The 24,947-nt window shown below is 68.3% G+C and carries 24 protein-coding genes and 2 pseudogenes; 11 read left to right on the top strand and 15 right to left on the bottom strand.

The window, feature by feature from the left end; all coding sequences use genetic code 11:
• Positions 1-21 precede the first annotated feature (21 nt).
• On the top strand, positions 22-444 hold the full coding sequence (locus U3653_RS13555) for an ATP-binding protein (protein WP_195080236.1): 423 nt from the start codon (positions 22-24) through the stop codon (positions 442-444).
• Positions 444-1,310 (top strand): RNA polymerase sigma factor SigF, encoded by an 867-nt coding sequence (locus U3653_RS13550; RefSeq protein ID WP_195080237.1) that lies wholly within the window; start codon positions 444-446, stop codon positions 1,308-1,310. Before U3653_RS13555 ends, U3653_RS13550 begins: the two co-directional genes overlap by 1 nt.
• Before the next feature lie 188 nt (positions 1,311-1,498).
• Here U3653_RS13550 and U3653_RS13545 read toward each other — a convergent pair whose 3' ends face one another.
• The 5 genes and pseudogenes from U3653_RS13545 to U3653_RS13525 all read right to left on the bottom strand — a co-directional run bounded on the left by U3653_RS13545 (position 1,499) and on the right by U3653_RS13525 (position 6,479).
• Positions 1,499-3,142, bottom strand: coding sequence for an RsmB/NOP family class I SAM-dependent RNA methyltransferase (locus tag U3653_RS13545; protein WP_195080238.1), 1,644 nt, complete (start codon positions 3,140-3,142; stop codon positions 1,499-1,501).
• The gene (gene fmt / locus U3653_RS13540) at positions 3,139-4,062 is read right to left on the bottom strand and encodes a methionyl-tRNA formyltransferase (RefSeq protein WP_195080239.1); all 924 of its coding nucleotides are present in this window, start codon (positions 4,060-4,062) and stop codon (positions 3,139-3,141) included. Before fmt ends, U3653_RS13545 begins: the two co-directional genes overlap by 4 nt.
• Positions 4,062-4,628 carry a peptide deformylase gene (gene def, locus U3653_RS13535; RefSeq protein ID WP_195080240.1) on the bottom strand — a complete coding sequence of 189 codons (567 nt, stop codon included), beginning with the start codon at positions 4,626-4,628 and terminating at the stop codon, positions 4,062-4,064. The genes fmt and def overlap by 1 nt, the downstream gene beginning before the upstream one ends.
• Before the next feature lie 622 nt (positions 4,629-5,250).
• Positions 5,251-5,499: pseudogene (locus U3653_RS13530) on the bottom strand (acetyl-CoA C-acyltransferase); the annotation flags it as partial.
• Positions 5,500-5,525: 26 nt separating this feature from the next.
• Positions 5,526-6,479 carry a LacI family DNA-binding transcriptional regulator gene (locus U3653_RS13525; RefSeq protein ID WP_323123975.1) on the bottom strand — a complete coding sequence of 318 codons (954 nt, stop codon included), beginning with the start codon at positions 6,477-6,479 and terminating at the stop codon, positions 5,526-5,528.
• Positions 6,480-6,944: 465 nt separating this feature from the next.
• Here U3653_RS13525 and U3653_RS13520 point away from each other — a divergent pair, with 465 nt between their 5' ends.
• Positions 6,945-8,114 carry a 3-ketosteroid-9-alpha-monooxygenase, oxygenase component gene (locus U3653_RS13520; protein WP_195080241.1) on the top strand — a complete coding sequence of 390 codons (1,170 nt, stop codon included), beginning with the start codon at positions 6,945-6,947 and terminating at the stop codon, positions 8,112-8,114.
• Positions 8,114-8,434, top strand: a complete 321-nt coding sequence (locus U3653_RS13515) for a ferredoxin (protein WP_323123974.1) — start codon at positions 8,114-8,116, stop codon at positions 8,432-8,434. Before U3653_RS13520 ends, U3653_RS13515 begins: the two co-directional genes overlap by 1 nt.
• A gap of 243 nt (positions 8,435-8,677) precedes the next feature.
• Here U3653_RS13515 and U3653_RS13510 read toward each other — a convergent pair.
• Positions 8,678-8,889: pseudogene (locus U3653_RS13510) on the bottom strand (FAD-binding protein); the annotation flags it as partial.
• Positions 8,890-9,236: 347 nt separating this feature from the next.
• On the opposite strand from U3653_RS13510, the gene U3653_RS13505 reads away from it, so the two are divergent.
• Positions 9,237-10,043, top strand: a complete 807-nt coding sequence (locus U3653_RS13505) for an SDR family NAD(P)-dependent oxidoreductase (protein ID WP_195080242.1) — start codon at positions 9,237-9,239, stop codon at positions 10,041-10,043.
• A 107-nt stretch (positions 10,044-10,150) separates the two neighbouring features.
• Here the strand turns inward: U3653_RS13505 and U3653_RS13500 are convergent, their stop codons facing one another.
• Positions 10,151-11,854, bottom strand: a complete 1,704-nt coding sequence (locus U3653_RS13500) for a 3-ketosteroid-delta-1-dehydrogenase (protein ID WP_195080243.1) — start codon at positions 11,852-11,854, stop codon at positions 10,151-10,153.
• Between the two features lie 180 nt (positions 11,855-12,034).
• Here U3653_RS13500 and U3653_RS13495 point away from each other — a divergent pair, with 180 nt between their 5' ends.
• Complete coding sequence (locus U3653_RS13495) at positions 12,035-12,556, top strand: nuclear transport factor 2 family protein (RefSeq protein ID WP_324722377.1); 522 nt, start codon at positions 12,035-12,037, stop codon at positions 12,554-12,556.
• Positions 12,557-12,624: 68 nt separating this feature from the next.
• On the opposite strand, the gene U3653_RS13490 is transcribed toward U3653_RS13495, so the two are convergent.
• The 4 genes from U3653_RS13490 to U3653_RS13475 all read right to left on the bottom strand — a co-directional run bounded on the left by U3653_RS13490 (position 12,625) and on the right by U3653_RS13475 (position 18,468).
• On the bottom strand, positions 12,625-13,359 hold the full coding sequence (locus tag U3653_RS13490) for an ABC transporter ATP-binding protein (RefSeq protein ID WP_195080245.1): 735 nt from the start codon (positions 13,357-13,359) through the stop codon (positions 12,625-12,627).
• Positions 13,356-16,148 carry an ABC transporter permease subunit gene (locus tag U3653_RS13485; protein ID WP_195080246.1) on the bottom strand — a complete coding sequence of 931 codons (2,793 nt, stop codon included), beginning with the start codon at positions 16,146-16,148 and terminating at the stop codon, positions 13,356-13,358. The genes U3653_RS13490 and U3653_RS13485 overlap by 4 nt, the downstream gene beginning before the upstream one ends.
• 38 nt (positions 16,149-16,186) lie before the next feature.
• Positions 16,187-17,431 (bottom strand): ABC transporter substrate-binding protein, encoded by a 1,245-nt coding sequence (locus tag U3653_RS13480; RefSeq protein ID WP_195080247.1) that lies wholly within the window; start codon positions 17,429-17,431, stop codon positions 16,187-16,189.
• 185 nt (positions 17,432-17,616) lie between these two features.
• Complete coding sequence (locus U3653_RS13475) at positions 17,617-18,468, bottom strand: SDR family oxidoreductase (RefSeq protein ID WP_195080248.1); 852 nt, start codon at positions 18,466-18,468, stop codon at positions 17,617-17,619.
• Positions 18,469-18,557: 89 nt separating this feature from the next.
• On the opposite strand from U3653_RS13475, the gene U3653_RS13470 reads away from it, so the two are divergent.
• The 3 genes from U3653_RS13470 to U3653_RS13460 all read left to right on the top strand — a co-directional run bounded on the left by U3653_RS13470 (position 18,558) and on the right by U3653_RS13460 (position 21,323).
• Entirely contained in the window at positions 18,558-19,217 is a 660-nt protein-coding gene (locus U3653_RS13470) for a TetR/AcrR family transcriptional regulator (RefSeq protein WP_195080249.1), read from the top strand.
• Positions 19,214-20,455 (top strand): NADH:flavin oxidoreductase, encoded by a 1,242-nt coding sequence (locus tag U3653_RS13465; protein WP_195080250.1) that lies wholly within the window; start codon positions 19,214-19,216, stop codon positions 20,453-20,455. The genes U3653_RS13470 and U3653_RS13465 overlap by 4 nt, the downstream gene beginning before the upstream one ends.
• 91 nt (positions 20,456-20,546) lie before the next feature.
• Positions 20,547-21,323 carry an IclR family transcriptional regulator gene (locus U3653_RS13460; protein ID WP_195080251.1) on the top strand — a complete coding sequence of 259 codons (777 nt, stop codon included), beginning with the start codon at positions 20,547-20,549 and terminating at the stop codon, positions 21,321-21,323.
• Between the two features lie 34 nt (positions 21,324-21,357).
• Here the strand turns inward: U3653_RS13460 and U3653_RS13455 are convergent, their stop codons facing one another.
• Positions 21,358-21,963 carry a PadR family transcriptional regulator gene (locus U3653_RS13455; protein ID WP_195080320.1) on the bottom strand — a complete coding sequence of 202 codons (606 nt, stop codon included), beginning with the start codon at positions 21,961-21,963 and terminating at the stop codon, positions 21,358-21,360.
• 163 nt (positions 21,964-22,126) lie between these two features.
• On the opposite strand from U3653_RS13455, the gene U3653_RS13450 reads away from it, so the two are divergent.
• Positions 22,127-22,474 (top strand): hypothetical protein, encoded by a 348-nt coding sequence (locus U3653_RS13450; RefSeq protein WP_195080252.1) that lies wholly within the window; start codon positions 22,127-22,129, stop codon positions 22,472-22,474.
• Positions 22,467-23,162, top strand: a complete 696-nt coding sequence (locus U3653_RS13445) for a Dabb family protein (protein ID WP_195080253.1) — start codon at positions 22,467-22,469, stop codon at positions 23,160-23,162. Before U3653_RS13450 ends, U3653_RS13445 begins: the two co-directional genes overlap by 8 nt.
• Here the strand turns inward: U3653_RS13445 and U3653_RS13440 are convergent.
• From U3653_RS13440 to U3653_RS13430, 3 genes are all read right to left on the bottom strand, one after another.
• Positions 23,159-24,025: an alpha/beta fold hydrolase gene (locus tag U3653_RS13440; RefSeq protein WP_195080254.1), complete on the bottom strand. Its 867-nt coding sequence runs from the start codon at positions 24,023-24,025 to the stop codon at positions 23,159-23,161. The genes U3653_RS13445 and U3653_RS13440 overlap by 4 nt on opposite strands.
• Before the next feature lie 84 nt (positions 24,026-24,109).
• The gene (locus U3653_RS13435) at positions 24,110-24,370 is read right to left on the bottom strand and encodes a hypothetical protein (protein ID WP_195080255.1); all 261 of its coding nucleotides are present in this window, start codon (positions 24,368-24,370) and stop codon (positions 24,110-24,112) included.
• Positions 24,367-24,921 carry a flavin reductase family protein gene (locus U3653_RS13430; protein ID WP_195080256.1) on the bottom strand — a complete coding sequence of 185 codons (555 nt, stop codon included), beginning with the start codon at positions 24,919-24,921 and terminating at the stop codon, positions 24,367-24,369. The genes U3653_RS13435 and U3653_RS13430 overlap by 4 nt, the downstream gene beginning before the upstream one ends.
• Positions 24,922-24,947 lie beyond the last annotated feature (26 nt).

Below are 24,947 nucleotides of genomic sequence, written 5' to 3'. Positions count from 1 at the left end.
GGAGTGGGTAGCCTGCATAGGGTGATCAATATTTCGGCGGAACAGGGGCTCTACAGCACCCCGGTGGAGATTCGGGTGGCGGCGTCGGTGACACAACTGCCCATCGTGCGTGGGCTCGCCGAAACTCTCGTCCTACTCAGCGATTTCACGCTGGACGAGGTGGCCGACATCCGGCTCGCCGTCGACGAGGTCTGCTCGACCCTGATCGCGGTCGCGGCCCCGGATACCAGCCTGAACTGCCGTTTCACCGTCGGCGACACCGAGTTGCTGGTCCGGGTCGACGGGCTGGCGGAGAAGCCGGGCCTGCCCGACCAGCGCAGCTTCGGCTGGCATGTGCTACGCACCCTCACCGACGCGGTGGAGGCAACCCAGGATTCGTTCGACCCGACGGTCTCCGGATATCCGACGACGGTCGAGTTCCGTCGGGTCCGGGGGAAGGCGTAGTGGCGGACGAAGACACCGTGTACGACTCCCAGCGCGACGACGACGCCGACACGCTGACCACCGAGGACGACGCCCTGGATGCCACGGAGACCCTGGAAGCCGCGGGCACGGTTCCCGGGTACGACGACGTCGGATTGCTCTTCGAGCAGCTCGCGACCAGTGAGGCGGGCACAGCGCGGCACAGCGCGCTGCGCGCGGAACTGATCAGCCGCTGCATTCCGCTCGCCGACCACATCGCCCGCAAGTTCAGCGGGCGCGGGGAACCCTTCGACGACCTCACCCAGGTCGCGCGGGTCGGGTTGGTGCACGCGGTGGATCGTTTCGACGTCGGGCGCGGCTCCAACTTCCTGTCTTTCGCGGTGCCGACCATCATGGGCGAGGTCCGGCGCTATTTCCGCGACAACACCTGGGCGATGCGGGTGCCGCGGCGGGTCAAGGAGACGCACCTACGCATCGGCGCGGCGATCGACAGTCTCTCCCAGACGCTCGGCCGCTCGCCGACGGCGAAGGAGATCGCCGCGGAGCTGGACGTCGACCCCGACGAGGTGACCCAGGCGGTCATCGCGGGCAACGCCTACCAGCCGAGTTCGATCGACGCGGCCACGCTCGGCCGCGACACCGACGCCTCGCTCCTGGATACCCTCGGCGAGGAGGAGTCCCAGTTCGATCGGGTCGAGGAATACGTCGCGATCCGTCCGCTGCTGGCGGGGTTGCCGGAGCGGGAGCGGCGCATCCTCACCATGCGGTTCTTCGAATCGATGACCCAGACCCAGATCGCCCAGCAGATGGGGATCTCCCAGATGCACGTCTCGCGCATCCTCGCCAAAACCCTTGCCCGCTTGCGGGAGCAATCCAGCCGGGAATAACCGCTTCGAGCGGGCGGCGCGTTCGCGCACCTTCGCCGGAGCGGTGAGCCACCACGCGTCCACGTGGACCGGCCACTTCCGGTAGGGCGCTCGGCATCGCGACCACTTCCTGCCAGGTCATCGTCATGCGTCCGAGTGTGCGTCGAAGGCAGGCGCACGACTCGGACGCAAGGAACATCGCGAACCGCTCAGCGCGGTTTACGCAACGCGGCGAGGAACATGGCGTCGGTACCGTGCCGGTGCGGCCACAGCTGTGCCCCCGGTCCGTCCCCGATGTCGGTGACGCCGGGCAGCAGTTCCCGGGTGTCGAGTTGCTCGGCGCCGAGGCGGCGCACGGCGTCGGCGACGACGGACACCGTCTCGGGCAGGTGCGGCGAGCACGTCGAATACAGCACCACTCCGCCCGGGCGCACCAGTTCCCATGCGGCGGCGAGCAATTCGCGCTGCAGCACCACGAGTTCGCGGACGTCCGCCGGAGTGCGCCGCCAACGCGCCTCGGGTCTGCGGCGCAGCGCCCCGAGGCCCGTGCACGGGGCGTCGACGAGGATGCGGTCGTAGCCGGGGGTCAGCCCGCTGGCGCGGCCGTCGGCGACATGGACGTCCACCGGCAGGTCGTGCACGGCCTTGCGCACCAGTTCCGCGCGGTGGGCGGCCGGCTCGACGGCGTCCACCCGGAACCCGTCGATCGCGGCGATCGCGCCGAGCAGCGCGGCCTTGCCGCCCGGTCCGGCGCACAGATCGAGCCAGCGACCGGTGTCCGGGCCGTCGAGCGCGGCGTTGAGCAGCGCCAGCGCCACCAACTGGCTGCCTTCGTCCTGCACCGCCGCCATGCCCTCACGGACCGGCTCCAGCTTGCCCGGATCGCCGCCCTCCAAGTAGACCGCGTACGGCGACCAGCGGCCTTCCTCACCGCCGGTCACCAGCGCGAGTTCCTCCGCGGTGATGTCGCCGGGGCGGGCCACCAAGTGCACCAGCGGGCGGGCGTCGTCGGCGGCGAGCACATCGCGCAGTTCCGTCGCTCGCTCGCCGAGCGCGTCGGCGAAGGCTTGCGCGATCCAGACCGGATGGGCGTATTCGAACGCCAACCGGCCGACGGGATCGGCGGGCGCGAGCGCGTCGACCCACTGCTCGGGGGTCTTCTCCCCCGCGCGCCGGAGCACGGCATTGACGAAACCCGCCTTGCCCGCGCCGAATTCGGCGCGCGTCAGCGCGACGGAGGTGTCCACGGCGGCGTGCGCGCCGATGCGAGTGCGCAACAACTGGTAGACGCCCAGCCGCAGCACGTCCAGCAGAGGTCCGTCGATCTCCTCGATCGGCCGGCCCGCGCCTTCGGCGATCACCGCGTCCAGCAGTCCCAGCGACCGGCACGCGCCGTAGGCGAGTTCGGTGGCCAGTGCGGCGTCTCGACCCGACAATCCCCGTTCGCGCAGCAGGGCGGGCAGAACGAGGTTGGCGTAGGCGTCGCGCTCCCGGACCGCCCGCAGCACATCCCTGGCGACCGTTCGCGGCGGATCGGCGGATTCGCCACGGTGCGGTCGTCCGGCGGCCTTGGCCCCTTGGCGCGGCCCGGTTCGACCGCCGGTGGAACGGTCCGATCGACCCGCCGCGGGGCGTCGGCCGGTGGAACCGCGCCGTTCGTCACGATCGCGGCCGCCCGGCTCGGCGCGTCCGCCGCCGGAACGCCTGCCTGCCGCCTGTGACCGGCCCGCACCGTCGCGATCCTGCTGCTTGCCGCCCTGCGCACGCGCCCGGCCCGCCTCGCCGGAACTATGGCGTTCGTCGTGCCGCCGGTCGCGCGCGTTGCCGTCGCCGGACCGATCGCCGCGGGTCATTCGACCACCGCGCCGGGCTGCAGGCGGGCGCCGCGCGCCCAGTCGAGCGCGGCCATCACCCGCTTACCCTGCGGCTGAACCTGATCGAGCCGCACCGCGGTGGTCGCGGTGCCGACGAACACACCGGACTTGCGGACCTCGATCACCCGCTCCGGCAACTCCTCTTCGACCAACTCGACCGGCCCCAGCTTCAGCCGCGTGCCGCCGACCTCGGTCCACGCCCCGGGCGCGGGGGTGACCGCGCGGATGCGCCTGCTGATGGCCAGCGCGGGCTGATCCCAGCGCACATGCCCGGCTTCGACACCGACCTTGGGCGCGTACGAGACGCCGTCGGTGGACTGCGGAATCGCCTGCAAGGTGCCGTCCTCCACCCCGTCGAGGGTCGCTTCCAGCAGCCGGGAGCCGCTGTCGGCCAACCGCTGCAGGAGGCTGCCCGCCGTGTCGGTGACGGCGATCTTCTCGGTCACCATGCCGAAGACCGGACCGGTGTCCAGCCCGGCCTCGATCCGGAAGGTGGAGGCGCCGGTGATCTCGTCACCGGCATCGATGGCCGCCTGCACCGGCGCCGCGCCGCGCCAGGCGGGCAACAGCGAGAAATGCAGGTTGATCCAACCGAAGCGCGGGATGTCGAGCACCTGCTGGGGAAGCAGCGCGCCGTAGGCGACGACGGGACAGCAGTCCGGCGCCAATTCGGCCAGCCGCGTGACGAATTCCGGCTCCGAGGGCCGCCGCGGGGTGAGGACCGGGATGCCGTGTTCGTCGGCCAACCGGCCGACCGGCGACCTGGTCACCTTCCGGCCGCGCCCCGCGACCGCGTCCGGCCGCGTCACCACGGCGATCACCTCGTGCCGAGCCGATTCCAGCAGCCGCCGCAGCGACGGAACCGCCGGTTCCGGGGTTCCCGCGAAAACGACGCGCATCAGCGGCCCGCTCCGAACGGGTTGGGCCGGCCCGCGCCGCTCATGGAGCGGGACGGACGCACCGTCACTCCCGCCCCGAACCAATCCGATTCGCGGATCACCCGCATCGCCTCCTTGCGCTGGGCCGGGTCGAGACGGTCGATGAACAGCACCCCGTCGAGATGATCGGTCTCGTGTTGCACGCACCGCGCCAGCAACCCTTCGGCCTCGAAGGCGACCGGCGCCCCGTCGACGTCCACACCGGAGGCCCGCACCCGCAGAGCGCGCCGCGTGTCGTAGCGCACACCAGGAATCGACAGGCAGCCCTCCGGCCCGACCTGCTCCTCGTCGCCGAGGACCTCCCACTGCGGGTTGACCAGGTGCCCCGCCGCCTCACCCGTGTCGTAGACGAAAACGCGCAGCCCGACCCCGATCTGCGGCGCGGCCATCCCGACACCGCCGTCGTCGTGCATCGTCTCGGTCAGATCGGTCACCAGCTGCCGCAGATCACGGTCGAACGCGGTGACCTCCGCGGCGCGGGCACGCAGAATGGGGTCGCCGAACAGGCGAACGGGCTGGATGGTCACGACTGACTCCCGGAAGCGGACGAATACGGTCGCCCCATTCTAGTGAGACGACCGGAAATCCCCGATTCACCAGCCGGAAGCTGATACAACTCCTATGCGGTCCGGGCGGGGTGTCGATCCCTCCGCCCGGCCGCCCGGAAAACCCCTGGTCAGCGGCATCACGATGAAATCGAGCGCGGGTTGCCGATGACGCGTCACCCGGGCGGCCCGCCGCGACGTGAGGATGGGAAAGCCACCGCGGCGGGCGGACGAAGGCCCCCACTGCCCGGGAGCCGCTCGTCCACCGATACTATTTCGTGCTAGTCGCGTGCACGTCCTCACGCGAACTTCCAAAAGGAGTCGGCGACCTGCCGCGGCGACAGCGGGACATCGCTTCGCCTTTCGTTGTCCCCGAGCGCTGCCCAGTGGTAGAACGCGCGACTCGTGGAAGATCCGTCGTCGCCGGAACCGACTTCCAGGACCGTGTGTGGGATTCGATTTCCGAACTTGCCTTGCCATAGGCCCTTCCAAGGACCGGCTCATGCAACGCTGGCCAGGCCGCCGCCAGCCGGACCGGCCGCTTCCGCTCAGTGGGACAGTCCTTGCCGGGAGTCCGTCGCTCGCGGCCACGACAATCGATCGACACGCACATGGTCTCCAGACCGAACTGCTTGTCGTGGGTCTGCAGGTTGTTGATCAGCGTGGTGGTGATGCGGGCGCCGGTCATGCCGAACGGGTGGCCCAGGGCGATCGCGCCGCCGGAAACGTTCAGCTTGTCCTCATCGATCTTCAGCTCCCGCGCCGAGCCGAGCACCTGCACCGCGAACGCTTCGTTGATCTCGACCAGGTCGATGTCGTCGATGGTCTTGCCCGCCAGCGCCAGCGCCCGCTTGCGAAGCCGATGCGATAGCTCCTGACTCAGGTCGACTCGCGGCGTACGACGTCGAAGTCAGGGGTGACCGGGCTCGGAGGCTTCTCGAGGTGGCCCACCCCGTAGAGCGCGAGGTCGGCTACATACCGAGCGAGTGCCCCTATCCCCATCCGCACCGTCGACAGCGCTGGAACGAACGCCCGCCCGAAGTCGGAATCGTCGTGACCGATCACAGCCAGCGGCGCCGGCACCCCGATTTCGGCGCGCAACGCGGCACCGACGACCAGAGCCGCGGTTAGATCGTTGTAGGCGACCACCCCGGTGACGCCGGCATCCCGCCAGTGCCGTACCGCCTCGGCCGCGGTTCCGTCATCGAGCCCCGCCGAGCGCACATCCAAAGACTCCAGCCCCAAGGCTGACGCTGTCCGCTGCGCCATATCTCGACGAAGGGCTGCCAGGTCGGCCAGTCGGGGGTCGTCCGGCATCGCGTAGGCGAGCCTGCGGTGACCGCGCGAATGCAAATGCCGTACTTGTTGTTCGGCGCCTGGCGCTACGAGGGGCGAATCGGAGACCGACTGCGTGAGAACGATCTTCGCTCCACTGGCCTTCGCCGACAGGGTGTCGGCATCGCTGAGGTCGTCCAGGCCGAGGATGACTTCAGGCCGCAGCGTCTCCCAAAGCGGCTTCGCCCGGTCATCGATGCGACGCGTATAGGTGACCAAGGTATAACCCGCCTGATCGAGGCGGAAGGACACGTCATCGAGGAATTCCGCCCAGCCGGCCTCCATCGGCCATGCCGGAAGCAGCATCATCACCAGGCGGGTACTGCCGCGGCGCAGAGCCTGCGCGGCAGGGTTGGGACGGTATCCGAGCCGCTCGGCCTCCGCGAGCACTCGTTGCCTTGTCTTGTCCGGAATCGTCTGACCAGGCGTGTTGTTCAGCACGAATCCGACGGTGGCACGCGAAAGGCCGAGAGATCTGGCCACGTCGGCAGCCGTCACCCGCTGTCCTGTCCCCCGCATCGCGCCACCCACCTCCCGCAGTGATCGCCACCGCACGTCTTGGTCCTGCCGTCAAACTAGCACGTGCCACGACTTGCATCCCGCCATGCTCACTCGCCCTGCGGTCCCAGCCGGCCACAGCACCGCAGCGAGCGGATCGCCCAGGTAGCCGGCGCCATTGCCCCTGCGAGACGAGTTTCCCGCTGTTGTACGTCCGCGGCCGGCGCCGGGGCGTCGTCCCGCTGTGGAGTCACCGGGAAAACAGAGCCCGCCGCGCACCCCTTGGCGGCTCAGGCCTCGGTCGTCCGGTCGGTGGATGACCGACCAGAGCCGCGCCCATCCCAGTGAGTGAAATCACTACCCGATCGGCCGCACTGCGACTGCTACAACGAGGGCGCAGCGCAAGCAGCCGTGCATCGCGGCCCAACCAGCTCGCTTGCGTTCTTTCATCCGAGGAGGGTGGACATGAGTCCGGTTCAGCAGGATTCGCAGGAAGTCCGCAATATCGAAGCAGCGGCGGCCCCGACGCGTTTCGCGCGCGGCTGGCACTGTCTCGGACTGATCCGCGATTTCGCCGACGGCAAACCGCATGCCATCGAGGCATTCGGCACCAAGCTCGTGGTTTTCCGCGGCGAGAACGGCGAACTCAACGTTCTCGACGCGTATTGCAGGCATATGGGCGGCGACCTCAGTCAGGGCACCGTCAAGGGCAACGCCGTCGCCTGCCCGTTCCACGACTGGCGCTGGGGCGGCGACGGCCGCTGCAAGGAGATCCCCTATGGCCGCCGGGTGCCGCCGCTGGCCCGGACGCGGACCTGGCACGCGCTCGAGCAGGACGGGATGCTGTTCGTGTGGAACGACCCGGAAGGCAAGAAGCCGACGCCGGATGTCGCCATTCCCCGGATCGACGGCGCGACCAGCGACGAGTGGACCGACTGGCACTGGTACCGCACCGTCGTGAACACCAACTGCCGCGAGATCATCGACAACGTCGTGGACATGGCGCACTTCTTCTACATCCACGGGTCGCTGCCGACCTACTTCAAGAACGTGTTCGAAGGCCACATCGCCACGCAGTACTTCAAGAGCGGGGCGCGCGAGGACCTGCCCGGACCCGAGGGCGCGCCCAAGCTGCTGGGCACTTCGTCGGTAGCGTCGTACTACGGGCCGTCCTTCATGATCGACGACCTGACATACCACTACGAGCAAGGCGATCACCACACGGTCCTGCTCAACTGCCACTACCCGATCGATGCGAACTCTTTCGTGCTGCAGTACGGCATCATCGTCAAAAAGTCGCAGGGTCTTCCCGACGAGCAGGCGATGGCGACGGCGATCGCCCTCGGCGACTGGGTGAAGATCGGGTTCGAGCAGGACGTCGTGATCTGGAAGAACAAAGCGCGCATCGACAATCCACTGCTGTGCGAGGAGGACGGCCCGGTCTACCAGCTGCGCCGCTGGTACGAGCAGTTCTACGTCGACGCCGCCGAGGTGACCCCGGAAATGGTGGACCGCTTCGAATTCGAACTGGACACCACCCGTCCGGTAGAGGCATGGCAGGCCGAGATCCGGGCCGATCTCGCCGCGCGCGCCGATCTGGCCGCCCGGGCCGGCTCCGCCGAGGCTTCTGCCTGATGACGCCGCGCATCGACGAACGGCTGAACGAGGCGCCGATGGCGCCGGTCCAGTGCGACCACTGCGGTGCAGGAGTCCTTGTCCGCAAAGCCAGCTGGCAACAAACCAGCGTTCAGTGGAACGCCGACGCGGCCGTCCGCTGCCCTGAGCTTCGCGACACGGTGGGCAACGACCCTTCGCTACCAGGCTGCGGCCGGCTGCGCGACGCCATCGCCGCGGCAGCCACATCGGGACGACTCAGGATTCCCGCGGAGTGCGGTGCCGTGGAAAGCGATCACGGGTCCCGCCCGTGTGGTGGCGCACCACGAGAAGTCGCGTAGCCCGGCCACCGGGGCGGCGGACGCAATGCGCTGCGAGAACTGACAACCTGATGACGACCCGGCGGCGGGCCCATCGAGTGTCCGGTGACATGGATGCGCCGCGTATCGACGCAGAGGGTGCTCTCCGCGTGCGTGCTCGAGGCGTCCAGCCGAGCGATATCCGGGCTGCCGGGTAGCAGGTTCCGGGCGCCGGGCACTGCCGCCCGCACCGCAACGGTGCGGGCGGCACCCAGCGGCTGCGGCTCATGGATGCGTCCGCGCCGATTTCGCGATGTCGCAGGCCGCGCGATGGGCGAATTCCATCGAGGCACCGATCGGGTTGCCGCCCCCGGGTAGGTGGGTCCGCTGACGGCAGCCATGGAGTTCCCCGCCGCGTAGAGTCCAGCGATAGGAAGCCCCGCGGAGTCGAGGACCCGGCCGTCGATGCCGGTGCGTAGACCGCCCTTGGTGGCGAGCGGAGGTCAGCGCGCCGCCTCCGGAACCGACCACAAGCACTTCGCACTGTTCGTCCCACTACCTGCGGAATCGACCCAGCTCATCGCCCATTACCTCCCGTTCCCGTGGCAACTGGCGTCGCCGGGATGCTGATGCCAGGCAGCCGCACGTCGACCGGACGGCGCCTTTCCGTTGACCGAGACGAAGCCGGGCACAGACTGCGGCGGCCTGCGGCTTGGTCTCTCGCCGGCAGTCCATTGAGCGGGATGCGGGCGTCCACCGGGCGTGCGAGCGAGTCACCATCGATGACTGGGCGGCGCCGTGTCTCGACGGCTCTGCCGATCATCGAGAGAAGGAGTACGTGCGCATGCCACACCTGCAGCGCTACGACAATCGCCGCGTCCTCGTCACCGGCGGCGGTTCCGGTATCGGCCAGGCCACCGTGCTGCGCCTTCTGGACGAGGGCGGTCGAGTGGCGGCCGCGGACATCAGCGAAGCCGGTTTGAAAGACACACTGGCCAAGGCCGGTGCGCACAGCGAGAACCTGACCACGGTGCTCATGGACATCGGTGAGGAAGCCTCGGTCAAGGCAGGTGTCGCGGAGGCAGTGGCGCACCTCGGTGGTCTCGACACGCTTGTCAACGCGGCGGGAGTGCTGCGGTCGGCGCACTTCGAGCAGACGACCGTCGCCGACTTCGAGCAGGTGCTGCGGATCAATCTGGTGGGCACATTCCTGGTCACCCGGGAGGCCATCTCGGCCTTGCGGGAGGGGACCAGCCCGGCTGTGGTGAACTTCAGCTCCACCTCGGCCGCGTTCGCGCACCCGTACATGTCGGCCTATGCCGCATCCAAGGCGGGCGTCCAGGCGATGACCCACGCACTGGCCATGGAGTTCAGCAAGCAGGGCATCCGGTTCAACGCCGTGCAGCCGGGCTCCATCTCCTCGGGTATGACCGACGGCAGTGGCGAGGCCAAGCAGAGCATCGGGCCGGGCCTGCCGGCCGACGCCGACTTCACGTTGTTCACCAAGGCGTCCCCCTCGCTCCCCCTGCCCGACGGCGCCATCTTCGCCCAGCCGGACGCCGTGGCGGCCGTGGTGGCGATGCTCGGCTCCGCCGACGCGTACTTCGTCACCGGCACCGAAGTGCGGGTCGACGGCGGCTCACATATGTGACACCGCGGTCCGCATCTGCGCGAGATAGACCACACTGATCCCGGCGGAAGCGGGCACCTTCGCTCGCGCGCTTCGACGCGGCTGCGAAAGGTGCCCGCCTCGTTTTGCTACTCGGATATCTCCCGCGCCGCAGCGTGCCGAGCCGCGATGTAACCGAAGACGAGTCCCTGGCCGATGGTCGCGCCTGCGCCGGGATAGGTGGCGCCGAAGGCGTTGGCCGCGGTATTGCCGATGGCATACAGCCCGTCGATGACCGTGCCGTCCTCGCGCAGCACCCGCGCATGCTGGTCGGCCACCACGCCGCCGCAGGTGCCGAGATCGCTGAGGATCATTTTCACCGCGTAGTACGGGGCTTTGGTCAAAGGCGCGAGATTGGGATTCGGCGCGACGGTGGGATCGCCGTAGTAGCGGTCGTATGCGCTCTCGCCGCGCGCGAACTCGGGGTCGGATCCGGCTTCGGCGTAACCGTTGAAGTTGTGGAAGGTCTCGGTGAACGCGGCCTCGGGAACTCCCATCGCGCGTGCCAACGCGGCGGGGTCGTCCGCGCGGTGCGCGATGCCCGCGTCGAACCACTCGCGGGGCAGCGGCTGACGGGGGAAGTACTGGCCCGCCATGATGTAGTTGTTGCGGTACCGCTGGTCGAACACCAGCCACATCTGCTCGGCGGCGTCTCCGCGTCGTTCCCGCAAGAGCAACTGCTGCCCGAAGGACATGTAGTCCGTGGCCTCGTTGACGAATCGCCTACCGGTCTGATCGACGACGAACGAACCGGGCAGAGATCGTTCCGCGAGCATGACCGAGGGCGCGGAACCCGGCAGCGGCGCGAACGCGGGGAACCACCAGGCCTGATCCATCAGCGCGATGCCGGCGCCGAGGTCCTGCGCCGCGACGATTCCGTCGCCGGTGTTGCCCTCGCAGCCGAGGCTGGCCCCGGCGGCAAGGCGCGCGGACTGGAACTTGTGCCTGGCCTCCATGTCGTGCTCGAAACCTCCTGCGGCGAGCACCACCCCGCGGCGGACGGTCACGGTGACTTCACGTTCACCCTGACGCACCACGGCGCCCGTGACCCGGTCCGCGTCGTGGATCAGCCGCACCAGGCTGGTCTCGGTCCACACCGGGATGCCGGCTTCGAGCACACCGGCGAACAATCCGGCCGCCAGAGCTTGGCCCCCCGCGAGGTATTCGCGACCGATCAGCATGCCGCCGATTCCCAGAGCCGCGCGCCGCAGTATGCGCGAGAACGCCTTGACCGGTTTGCGCGCGACAAGATTCATCCACTTGTAGTCCGCACCGGTGACCGGCATCGGAACCGGTGCCTCCAGCACGCCCGAACGCAGCCGCGGGCGTTCGGCACCCAGCACCGAGGCGTCGAACGGGCGGCACTCGCAGGTGCGCCCCTCGGCACGCCCGCCCGGCTCCTCCGGGTGATAATCCGAGTACCCCTGCGCCCAGAAGAACCGCATCGGTGTCGTGCGTTCCATCATGGCGACGGTGGCGGCCCCGTTGTCGAGGAACGCCCTTCCCCGCTCGGCTGGAGCCGACTCCCCCACCACCGCCCGGATGTAGGTGTCGGCGTCTGCCAACGCCTCGGGTCCGGAGTCCGGCAGTATCGAGCTTCCCGGGATCCAGAAGGCGCCGCCGGAGCGCGCCGTGGAGCCGCCGACATGGCTGGTCTTCTCGATGATCACGCTCGACAGGCCCAGTTCGTGGGCGGCAAGCGCGGCGGCCATGCCGGTGCCGGATCCGATCACGAGAAGATCGACGGTCACCTCGTGAGCGGCCGCGAGCGGCGGCATCGACTTCTTCACCATGGTTCGGGACTCCACTTCGCACGGGATACAGATGAGGTAAAGGTAGGTTTCGGGAAGCGATCAATCGGCGCGGCTTTCCATTGAGCGGGACGCCTGTCTGTCCTCGGCTTCTGCGATACGAATTCCACTGAACGGAAACAACTGCTGATCTTTGCGTCAGCTGCTGGTTAGCGTCCGGCCATGAACAACACTTGGAGCAGAGAAGAATTGGAATCGGCGTTTCAGACATGGCGCTCGACCGTGGCCCGAGCTGCCTCGGGTGAGGGCAGCTGGCGCGAATTCGTCGATCTTTTCACGCCGGACGCCGAATACCACGAACAAATGGTCGGCGTACTCAGGGGTCCCGAAGCCATCTGGGCATGGGCTGAGCCGACGCTGGCGAGGTTCCCGGGGTCCGCGATGACGTCGTTCCCCGACTATTGGCACCTGATCGATGACGTCAACGGCATGATTGTGGTCAAGCTGAACAATCTGATGCGCGATCCCGGCGACGGCTCGCAGATGGGCGCCGACAATATCAGCATCCTCACCTACGCAGGCGATGGGAAGTTCTCCAAAGAGGAGGATGTCTACGACCCCGCCGAATTCGCCCGCTTGATCCCGGCCTGGTGCCGGCGCGCGATGGAACTCGGCACACTCAGCGAGGCCGACCTCGAATGTTGCGCGCTTTCGTTCGCTCTGGGTCCCCCCGCCCCCGCCTGACACCGGCGGCACTCCCCGGCGGCGAGTCACCGAGAACGCGGTGACTCGCCGCTCCTGCACAGGTGCCGTCAGGCCGAAGACGCCGCGGCGGCATTCGCACCCAGGTAGGCGCGTTCCACCCGGCCCGGATCATCCCGGAGGGCCGCTGCGGTGGCCGAGTCGGCGATCCGTCCGTGCACCAGCACCGTGGCCTTGTCCGCGATGCCGAGTGCCAGGTGCACGTGCTGTTCCACCAGCAGCAGGCTGAGCCCTTCCTCGGCGGCGAGCTTTTTCAGAACCTCGAGGATCTCGGTGACGATCACCGGGGCCAAACCCATACTCAGCTCATCGATCAGGAGCACCTTCGGGCGTTGTAAGATCGCCCGGCCGATTGCCAGCATCTGCTGCTCGCCGCCGGACAGTCGTCCGGCGGCGACGCCCAGCCGCTTCTCCAACGAGGGAAAATACTCGAGTACCTGGTTCAGGCCCGCGCGGCGCCGCGAGCGGTCCGCTACCGCGAGCATCAGGTTCTGTTTGGTGCTCAGCTGCCGGAACAGGGCGCGATCGTCGGGAACGAGAACCATTCCGGCCCGCACCGCGTCCCGTGGACGGCCACCACGCACCGCCCGCCCTACCACCTCGACCTCTCCCCCTGCGCGAGGAAGCAACCCGGCCAGTGTCATCAGCAGTGTCGTCTTTCCGGCGCCGTTCGGTCCGAGCAGGCAGGTGATCTGCCCGGCTTCGAGCGCGAGGTCCACCTCACGCACACACGGGCGCTCCTTCAGATACCCGGCGGTGAGGCCCCGGCATTCCAGCGTGGTCACAGCGTCGCCTCCTGAGATGTCGCCCGGTGGACGTGCAATTCCGGCACGGCTTCGGCGTCGAGGTCGACGGTGTCCGCCGGTACCCCGAGATATGCCCGCAGTACCTCCGGATGGGTGCGGATCTGCTCGGGTGTTCCGCTGGCGATGACAGTGCCCAAATCCAGCACGATGACCCGATCGCACACCGTGAGCACCAGCTCCATGTCGTGATCGACCAGGAGGACGGCGGTTCCGTCATCGCGAACAGAACGCAATCTCTCTCCCAGCCAACGGCTTTCGACGGTGTCCAGACCAGCAGCCGGCTCGTCGAGCAGCGCTACGACGGGTTCGGCCGCAAGGACCCGCCCCATCGAGACCAGCTGCCGCTGCCCTTGCGACAGAATTCCGGCCTCCTGATCGGCCAGATCGCTCAGGCCGAGGACTGCCAGCGTCCGGGCCACCCGTTGCGCGACGGGTAGTGGCGACTGTGAGCGGGCCGCGCCCACCCTGACGTTCTCCGCAACGGTGAGGTCGTCGTAGAGCTCCACCTCCTGGAAACTGCGGCCGAGGCCGGCGCGGCTGCGTTGGTGCGGTGGCCGTCCGGCGAGCGGTTCGCCGGCCAGGGTCACCGCTCCGGTGGCCGCCGCGAAGCCGGTGATCGCGTCGATGACGGACGTTTTCCCCGCTCCGTTGGGTCCGATGAGGCCGACGATTTCTCCGGAACATACCTCGAAACCGACGTCCGAGACGGCCTTCACGGCACCGTAGCTGACGCTCACTCCTTGCACGCTGAGAATCGGTGTGGCCACATCGCGCGTACGCCCGGCGGCGTCCGAGGACTCGGCAGCTATCGGCGACACCTCGTCGGCGTGACGGGCACGGCGCCGCAGTGCCGGCCACGGAATCCGCGGGAGCTTGCCGGCGAGGCCGTCGGGATTGGTCATGACCGTCACCACGAGCAGCAGACCGCTGAGCACCGCATAGTAGTCACCGATATGCAGGAACCGGTCCACCAGCAGGTAGAGGATGCCACCGGGCGCCATCACACCGGCCAGAATCCCTCCGGTGATGGAGGTGACACCCGCGACATAGACAACGGCGAACAGCGAGATCCCGAGGAACACCGCGAACGGCTCCGGGGTAGCCAAGCTCTGCTGATACCCGAGCAACGCGCCGCCGAGGCCTGCGATGAACGCGCCGATCGCGAAGGTGATCAGCTTCGTCCTGGAGACATCGATGCCCGCTGCCGCCGCCGACCGCTCGTTGGCCCGCACGGCGAGCATGTCGGTACCGAGACTGCTGTGCCGCAGCCACGCGACGCCGAGGCCGACGACGGTGAGCACCGCCAAGCACAGCAGACCGAAGGCGATCCGTGGATATGCCTGGCCCGTACCGATGCCCAATTCGATCCCGAAGAGCCGGGGGGCGTCGACAGGCGCGCCGTGGACGCCGCCGTTGAGCGACGGGTTGCGGAACCAGAAGGCTTCCACGAACACCGCGAGGGAGAGAGTCACCACTGTCAGCGGCAGCCCGCGCACCCGCAGCGCCGGCAGGCCGACGACCACACCGACCGCGGTGGCGCACAGGGCGGCGAGGATCGGCGCGAAAGGGAAGGGTATGCCGAGGTGCTGGTTCAGCACACTCAGCGCATATGCCGACACTCCCGCGAGGGTGAGCTGCGCCAGCGACACCTGACCGGCGTATCCGGTGACCACTACCTGGGAGAGCCCGAGAACCGCGAAGATGACGCTGCTGACGATCGCGGCACGGTAGCTGCCGGAGGTCGCCGACAATGCGACGACCACGACGGCAAGGGATGCCAGCATGGGAGCGAGGACGCGGTCGGGACGCGGCGCGCGCCCGAGCGTCCGGCGGATCACCGAACCCCGGTCCGGCAGTGGACGACCCTTGATCACAAGGAAAACCAAGATCAGCAGGAGCGAAATGGCCTCCGCCGTACCGGCTCTCGGCCACCAGCTGTAGAGACCCTGGAGATTGGTCGCCTCGGCTTGGAGCGCGCCGATGGCGATTCCGGCGGCCACGGTCGACCAGATCGAACTGAAATTGCCGACCAGAGTGGCGGCCAGCGCCGGGACGATGAACAACGAGTACGCCACAGGATTGAGCGCCACCAAAGGTGCGATGAGGATGCCGCCGAGGCCCGCGACCACCGATGACAGCGCCCAGTTGCTGAACGCGATCCGGTCGGGCGAAAGCCCGGTCAGATACGCGCCTTTCTCCGACTCCGCCGCGGCCTCGGTCGCCGCGCCGAACCGGGTGTAGCGGAAGATCAAGGTTGTTACCAAGGCAAGTCCGACGATGGACGCTGCTAGAAGGACTCGATCGGTGGGCACCTTGCGATCACCCAGCGAGAAGGTGTCGAGCGCGAAGATCGGCTTCACCGCGACCAGGTGTGTACCCACCCGCTGAGCGATCAGTGCCTGGACCACAACCATGAGTCCGATCGAGGCGACGGCCTTGGCGATTACCGAGGCGCTGCGCATGGGGCGGAAGACCAACGCGTAACACAGCACCCCGAGAACGGCGGCAGCGACCAGGGAGATCGCCATGGCGGGAACGACACCGAGCGGTCCGCCGAGATCGATGGTCTCGGGCAGTCCCGGTATCGGGACCATCAGCTCGCCCTTGCGCAGCAGGGCATAGGTGTAGGCAGCGTAGAGCGCGACCGCGCCGGTCGCGAAGTTCACCACCCCGGAACTCTTGAAAGTCAATACGAGCGCGAGCCCGAGCGCGGCGTACACCGCCCCGTTGCCGAGGCCGAGCACGAGATACGAAAGATGGTCAGTCATGGCTGATCTCCCTGGCCGAATATCATTGCCGTCCGGGACTATCCGGTCACTTTCAGGTTCACCGGCACACCTTGGTCGTTGATCGGGCCGATCAGCATCTGACGCGAGCAGATCGACGCCATCTGTGGCACGGCGGTGCCGTCACAGGTGAAGGTGACGCCGCCGCCCGCCGGCATCTCGATTCCCTTCGCGGTCCGCAGCGCCTCCTTGATGCTCGCCGGGGTGACCTCGCCCTGAATGCTGCGGGTGGCCAGAGCCAGCGCCGCGACGACCTGGTATCCGGAGGAGGCCGCGCCGGTCACTGTCGCCTCAGGCGCGTAGGTCTGCAGGACCGAGCGGTACAACACCGTGTCGGGACGATCCGACAGGTAGTCGGTCGCGGTGATGCCGGTGCTACCCCGCACCGCGTCCATGCCGATGATTTCGGTGACGTCGGGAGCCAGACAGACCGGGATGTAGACCTTCTGGACTGCGGGGTCGGTGGTCTGAATCGCTTTGTAGACCGAGGTGCAGGTCGCGGCATCGGCGATGACCCCGACCCCGTCCGGCTTGCCCGAGAGTCCGGAAGTGACCAGCGGCGTAGGGTCCGGCACGCCGAGGGGGATCGGCACCACCTTCAAGGTCACGCCCGCACTCTGGAACAGGGGCGCGCCCATGGCGTCGACCAAGGCGCCCAGGCCACCACCGTCACTGGCGAACAGGGTGAACGTGCGCATGCCCTTGTCCTTGGCCGCCGCGGCCATCGCGGTGATGGTGCCGGGCAGGCCGGCCGAGAGTGCCGCAGAGTCGGGGGAGGTCAGCTCCTGCGGGGACACACCGTTGAGGGTGACGTAGGGAATGCCCGCACCGGCGACGATCGGAAGGATGGTGCCGCCCTGGGAGGTGCCGGGGGACAGCACGGCGGCCACCTTCTGCTCGACGAACTGGTTCGCGCATTTCGTCGCCGAAGTCGGCTCTTCCTGCTGCTTGCACACGACCAGGTCGATGGGGTGGCCCGCGATGCCGCCCGCGTTCTTGTTCACGTATGCCACGGCCGCCTCGGCGCCCTGGCGCATCTCCGGCAACGACACCACGGCGCCGCCCTCGGTCGATACGAAGCCGATGCGCACCGGTGTACCCGTGGCCGGCTTGTCGGGCAGCGCCGTGGTCGGCGCACCGGCCACGGCGCTGTTGTTCGACTCGTCATCGCCGGCGCAGCCCGTCGCCGCGAGTGCGGTGAACAGGACTGCGGCGCCGATGCCGGCGATGGCTCGCCGGTGACGACTCAGACCATCAAGTCTCATGATCTGGTTCTCCTTCTCCGAAGGCGAGGCCGCACCGGGTCGTCCCGACGAAAAGGTCCTCGCGTGAGCCACATCACTGCCGATGTGGGCGGAGAATTATGTGCGTATTCCGCCACCGTCTCCGAGGGGCAGTTCCCGGTGACCGGGACAATCGGTGGCGGAAGCGCCGGAAACGCGGATCCGGGTCAGCGAGCGCCGCAACCGCCGAAGCGCCGCAGGTAGCCGACGAGCTTGCGCAGCGGGACAGCGCGCGGCCAGTCGTCGGCCCGGAAGTACGCGTCGCTGCCGCCATCGACGAACACCACGCTCCCGCAGAGGAACCGCGCGGATTCGGACAGCATGAACACGGCCCACTCCGCGAGATCCCGCGCGTCGCCGAATCCGCCGATCGGTACCGGGAAACGGCGGATCACCTCGGCTTCGGCCGGTGTGGCGAGCTGCTGCTCGAGCAAGGGGGTCAGCACGGCGCCGGGAGCCAGCACGTTGAGCCGGATCCCTTCGCCCGCCCACCGGGCGGTCACAGCATGACGCCGCACCCAGCGAGTGACCGCGATCTTCGAGGCCGCGTAGGCGATGCCCGGCGCGTTCTTGCCGAAGATGCGCACCGCTCGTAATGCTTTGGCGACATCGCCGGCCAGCAGCGCCCGTATCGCCCGGCTGGGTACCGCGGGCGTAGTGGTTGTCGCGTTGCTGCCGAAGACGACAACCTTGGCCTCGGCGGCCCCGGCCAGCGCCGACCGCCAGCCCTCGAGCAACTCGATCACGCCACGACAATTCACCTCGTAGATGAGCCGCGGTCGTTCGGCGCCGGGGGCGGGACCGACTCCCGCCGCGAGCACGGCGCCGTCCAAGCGCCCGTCCACCGCGGCGAGTACACCGTCGACGGCCGCGCGCCGCCCCTGCCCGGTGGACAGGTCGGCGATGATCTCGGCGTCTCGAAGATCGACTCCGACGACGGTGTGCCCGCCTTCGCGCAGCTTGTCCACCACGGCTCGCCCCATCCCGGAGGCCGACCCGGTCACGACATAAACACCCACCAGAGCACCTGCTTTCCGCTGTTTCCAGCATTGAGGATCGGATGCGGCGCAATATTGACACACTTCGCCAAAAATGGTGAGCTGTCGCGGTGACCGATCAGATCTCCGCTTCCCGTGGACGCGGCCGACCCTCGGTGCTCGACAGCGCGGCTGTCGCCGAAAGCGCGCTCCGTCTGTGGTCCGAACGCGGATACGCTTCGACGAGCTGGAGCGATCTCGCGCGCGCCACGGGAATCAGCACACGGACCTTGCTGCGTCACTTCTCGTCGCGGTCGGAAATCGCCTGGCTGGGAGTCCAACCGGCGACAGCGCGGCTACAAGACGCCCTCGACAACGCCCCCCGCACCGGCGAGCCGTCGGTCGTCATCCGCTCGGCCATCGTCGAGTCGGTCTCGCATGAGCCACGGGTCCGGCGCGTCGCGCCCGACTGGCTGCGCCTGATCTCCTCCGAGCCCGAACTCGCCGCCACCGCACCGCTCGCCTACCGCCCTTGGATCGAGACGCTGGCGCGCTATATCGCGAGCCGGCTCCCCGACGCTCCCGCAGCCATCTGCCGCGCGCTGGCCACCGCGTACCAGGCGGCGGCATTCGCCGCCCTGATCGAGTGGGCCGACGCCGGCGCCGACGGCGACTGCGCCGACGCGGTCGACGAGATGCTGCGATGGATGGACATCCATGCCCCCGTGACCATCCCGTCCGACCAGCTCCCGCGCCGTACACATCAATCCGCACAAGGAGTTTCGCCATGACCGCAGCGCCCGCCACGCCACCCGCCCGGCCGGATCCCCTCGCACCCGCCTCGCTCGGTCCGGTGCGGTTGCGCAACCGGATCATCAAGTCCGCGACTTTCGAGGGAGTCACGACCGACGCCTTGGTCACCGACGCGCTGATCGACTTCCACGTCGCGGTCGGCGAAGGCGGTGTCGGCATGACGACCGTCGCCTACCTCGCCGTGTCACCCGAAGGGCGCACCGAAAGGGACCAGATCTATTGGCGGCCGGAGGCGTTGCCCGGCCTGCGCAAGCTCACCGACGCCGTACACGCCACGGGCGCCGCGATCTCGGCTCAGATCGGGCACGCCGGGCCGGTTGCCAACTCGCGCTCCACCGGCCTGCCGTCCCTGGCTCCGTCCACCCGGCCCAACCCGCTGTCGATGAGCCTCGATAGGGCCGCCACCGAGGACGACATCCACCGGATCATCGACGCTCACGCCCAAGCGACCCGGCACGCGATCGAGGTGGGATTCGACGCGGTGGAGGTTCATCTCGGGCACAACTACCTCGCCAGCTCGTTCCTCAGCCCGAAGCTCAACCGCCGCAAGGACGATTGGGGCCGTTCGCTCGCCAATAGAGCCCGGTTGGCCCGGCTCATCCTGCGGGCGGTCGGCGAGGCCGCCGACGGGCGGATCGCGGTGCTGGCGAAGATGAACATGGCCGACGGCGTCCCGGGCGGTCTCTGGCTCGACGAGTCGCTCACCGTCGCACAGATGATCGAGCGCGACGGTTACGTCGACGCGCTCGAGCTGACCGGCGGCTCCTCACTGCTGAATCCGATGTACCTGTTCCGGGGTGATGTGCCGGTGCGGGAGATGGCCGAGACCCAGCGCGGTCTGGTCAAACTGGGCATGAAGATGTTCGGGAGCATGGTGTTCCGGCGCTATTCCTACGAACCGCTCTACTTTCGCGACTATGCCCGCCAGTTCCGCGACGAGCTGGATATGCCGCTGGTCCTGCTCGGCGGCGTCACCGATCTCGCGGGCATGAACGCCGCGATGGACGACGGATTCGAATTCGTCGCCATGGCCCGAGCCCTGCTGCGCGAGCCGGATCTGATCAACCGCATCCAGTCCGAGTCGGCGAAGAAATCGCTGTGTATCCACTGCAACCTGTGTGCGGCCAGCATCTTCACCGGCACGCGGTGTCCACTGGCCTCGACCGGCCGACCGGGCAGCGATACGGCACCGCATGCACTAGCCCTTCCTTCGTGATCCGCTTCACATACCGATGGAGATGTGGCACTATTTCCTAATAGAAATAGGCACGTCAGAGCCCTGGTTAGAGTGACAAAGGAGTCAGCGCATGACGATCGCGCAGGACATGCGGCCCGGTGAGGCGACCACCCCCAGCGCCCTTCTCGACCGGCTGTCGCTTGTCCTCGACGCGTTCGACGGGCGCGACAGCCTCGGCCTGACGGAGGTCGTCGCCCGCACCGGCCTGCCGCGCTCCTCCGCCCACCGGATGCTGGACCGGCTGGTCCAGCTACGGTGGCTACGGCGGGAGGGGCGCAATTACAGCCTCGGCATCCGTCTCGTCGAACTCGGCTCGCTCGCAGTGCATCAAGACCGCGTGCACGCGGCCTCCGGCGAGCACCTACAGCATCTCTACCGCGCCACCGGCATGGTCGTGCATCTGGCGGTCCTCGACGGCGACGACGTCGTGTACCTCGACAAGATCGGCGGACGCCTGGCCGCCCACGTCCCGACCCGCGTCGGAGGCAGATTGCCCGCGTCGAAGTCGGCACTCGGCAGGGCCCTGCTCGCCTTCGCGGGCCGAGCGGAGCCGGGCAGCGCGCGGATCCGGGAACTCGGCTATGCCGTCGAGCGCAATGGCGCGCTGCACGGGTTCGGCTGTATCGCCGCACCGATCGGACCGGTCGGCGAGGCGACGACCGCGGTGTCCGTTTGCGGACCGCTGAGCCGGATGAGTTTCGACAGCCGAATGACCACCCCGGTCCAGCTGGCCGCCCACGCCATCTGGCGCAGTATGACCGCAGGCGGCCGAGTCACTCCCACGCTGCAGCGCCGCAATATCCTGCGGTCGCTGCCGACCGCCCCCAGCGTGCTCGCCGAAGGCTGAATATCGGCAACCGCAGGCGTCGCGGACCGTGAACTCAGCTGTCCGCGGAATCCTCCCCGACCGTGCGCCAAACCCCGGGATGACGAGGCACCGGGAGATCGTTCTCGTCGCGGACGGCCAGCTCACGATATCGCGCGGCGGCCTCATCAATGTCAGCCAGCAACTGCTCGGCCAACTCGATCTCCGCCTCGAAATGGCGTTGCGACCACCGCAGAGTCATCTCGGTGAACGCCCAGCCGGGCTCCGGCTCGGATCGGTCGGCGTGCAGTGCGGCCCGGCTCGCCTGCTCACGCAGGTTGTCGATGTGGGTACGCACGATCCTCTTCAGGTGCTCGGGATCGTGCAGATGACCCATCCACAGACGCAGCATCACACCGTGTTTCAGCACCGGCATGTCCACCCCGGCGTTCCGGGACCAGTTCCGCAGCGCGCGCAGCCCCGTATCGGTGATGCCGTACAGCCGTCGACCGCGCACCCCTTCGTCGGCCACCAGTCGGGACCGCACCAAAGCGAGTTCCTCGAGTTTCTTCAGCTCGGCGTAGACCTGGCTGACCGAAGGGCTCCAATAGAAAAAGCCGATGCTCCAATCCGCCCACTTCTTCAGGTCGTTGCCGGTCAGTTCCTCACCGAAGGACAGCATGCCCAGCACGGCCCAGCTGGTCGCAGGCAGAGGGGGGTAGGAATCGAGGTCGGCTGCCACGATCGTGCAGCTTACAAGCCCTGCAACGCGATTCGGCGCCAGCGGCTCCCGGCCACCGGGATGACGGGCCGTCGGCTCTCGCGACAGCGCCTACGTTCGATTCATGGACGACCCAACCCTCTACATCATCGACCGAGTCGTGCTCAGATCCGGCAGCGCACGGGCGTTCATCGATGCCTACCTCGACGAGTACGCACCCGCGGCACGGGAACGCGGGTTGACGCTGGAGCAGATCCTGGTGAGCCCGCCGGTCTGGATAGAGGGTGAGACGAACACCGTCACCGCTACCTGGACCGTGTCGGGCACGGCCGGTTGGTGGGCGGCGGCGGTCCGGGCGCGACACGACCCCGCGCCGGCGCGATGGTGGGAATCGATGGCACCGATGATCGTCGAACGCACCAGGTCGATGGCGAGCCGTTCCGCGGACGTGGAAGGACTCTGCGATGTATAAGGTGACCCGTTTGCTGCACCTGACGGACCCGGGCGAGGAGATGGTCGCAGACGTGACGATCAAGCGCATCGCCGCCGCGGCGGAATCGGCCGGCGCAAAACAGTCACTGGTCGCTCGCACCTTGCCGGGTGTACGCAACGGCGGAGATGTGCTCGCCCACTTCCACTTCCGGTCCGAAGACGAGTGGTGCCGCAGCCGGGCCGCGATCGATGAGGCGACTTCCGTGCCCGCGATCGGGCACGTCGACGCGGTGGAGTACCTGGCAGCGTCGCCCGCGGATGCGCGCGGTGGACGGCGGTGGACCTCGCGCCCACCCCGGGTGTACCGGACGCTGCTGCTGCGTGTGGACGCAGCGGCCGACTCCGCGCAGGTCCGCCGGTTCGAGCACGCCACGCTGCAGATGCCGCGGCACATCCAGGCCATCCTGGCTTGGCAGCTGAGTCCGGTCCGGCACGCCGCCGGGACGTCGCAGTGGACGCACGTGTGGGAGCAGGAGTTCGCCGATGTCGAGGCCCTGCTCGGGCCGTATATGAATCACCCGATCCACTGGGGGCATGTGGACCGGTGGTTCGATCCGGAATGCCCGGAGCGGATCATCAAGGACCGGGTCTGCCACAGTTTCTGCGCGATCCCGGCGCCGGTCATCGACGCGGCGCCGGTGATGCCGCCGGCCGAGGGCGAAGGTTAACGACCGAGGAAGGCCAGGACGGTGGCCTCCCATGCCTGCTTCTGCTCGATCATCACCCAGTGCCCGCAGTTGGGGAAGATGTGCACCTCGCCGTTGCGCAGGGTGCGCATCGGCAGCAGGGACATGTCCACCGGGCTCACCCGGTCGTCCCGGCCCCAGGTGACCAGCACCGGGACCGTGATCTGGCCCAGCTTCGCCCACCCCGGGGTGGTGTCGGCGTTGCGGGCCGCCTCGGCCATCCGCGCCAAGGCGGCCTTGCCGTACATGCGGCGCGAGTTCTCCAAGGTCGCCGGATCGGTCGCCTGCTGCCAGCGCTGCTCGATCAGTTCCTCCGTCACCAGAGCGGAGTTGTACACCATCGAGTGCAGCCAAGCGATCAGCGCCTCGCGAGTGGGGTTCTCGACGAACTCGCTCAGCCGCACGATCCCCTCACCCGGCTGGGCGCTGAAGACGGGTGTTCCGATCCCGCCGATGGTGACCAGCCGATCGACCCGATCGGGGTTCGCGAGGGCGAAATCCGTGGCGACGAAGCCGCCCATGGAGTTTCCGACGACGCGCACGCGGTCCAGGCCCAGCCCGTCCAGGAAGGCGCCGACCGCCTGCTGCGCGGACATCATCGGGTGCGGAGCGCCGAAGTCGTCGCTGACCCCGAAGCCGGGGAACTCCAGCACCAGTGTGCGGTAGTGCTGAGCGAAGACCGGGACGTTGGCTCCGAAGTTGCGCCAGCCCGTCACTCCGGGGCCGGAGCCGTGCAGCAGGAGCAGGGGCGGACCGTCACCGGTCTCGCGGTAACGCAAGACGCCACGCTCGGTGGGCAGTTCACGCAACTCGGGAGCAACGCGGGATTCGACTGAGGTACTCATGGCCCGAGCCTTCCACCGCCGACACCGCCTGTCCGGCAAGCCTCCCGGTGAGCGGTACACCCTTTCGGGCCGTCATGCCCGAGCTCAGTGCAGCCGCGGAATGGCGTCACCGGTGGGGAGCTGTATCCGGGACTCGGGCAGCTCACGAGCACGCACCGCCCGGTCGATGCTGCGGTGCAACGCGTCACACCCGCGCTCCTCGTGACCGACACTCCGGTTCCGGGCCGCGATCACCGGGCAACGGCCTGCGTCGCCGACCCACTGGACCGAAGTGTGCGCGGGGCTGAACTTCTCGATCAGAACGCGCTGGCCGCAGCGCTCACAGTCCAGTGGGCGCATCGTCATCGGGATGCCTCCGCGCTGGGGCCGACGCTGCCGTAACTGCCGCGGAAGAAGATCAGCGGCGCCAGGTCGGAGGCATACAGGTGCCGCACCCGGGAGACCACGATCGTGTGGTCGCCCGCGGCGTGCTCGGCCTCCAGCTCGGCTTCGATCCAGGCCAGGCAATCCGCGATGATCGGCGCCCCCGCCGGCGATGGCCGCCATTCGATGCCCTGGAACTTCTCGACACCGCGGGTGGCCAGCTGCCGGCACACCGGCTCCTGAGCGTCGGACAGGATGTTGACCGCATAGCGGCCCGCCGCCCGCACGCGGGGCCACGAAGTGCTGGTCGCGCCCACGCAGAAGGCGATGAGCGGCGGATCCAGCGACACCGAGGTGAACGAGTTCGCGGCCAGACCCGTCGGCGCCGCGGTCTGTGGATCGATCCCCGTGATCGCGACGACGCCGGTGGCGAAGTGTCCCAGAACAGTGCGCAGCAGAGCCGGATCCAGCTCCGGAAGGTCGGTCCCCGCCGCGTGGCGCGCCGTCTCGCGGTCGATGTCGATGGATGTCATCCCCTGCTCCTCATGAGTCGATGGAC

The organism is Nocardia implantans (assembly GCF_035544775.1).
Taxonomy (GTDB): domain Bacteria; phylum Actinomycetota; class Actinomycetes; order Mycobacteriales; family Mycobacteriaceae; genus Nocardia; species Nocardia implantans.
Note: the sequence above shows the minus strand (reverse complement) of the source record. Positions and strands in the feature narration are given on the sequence as shown.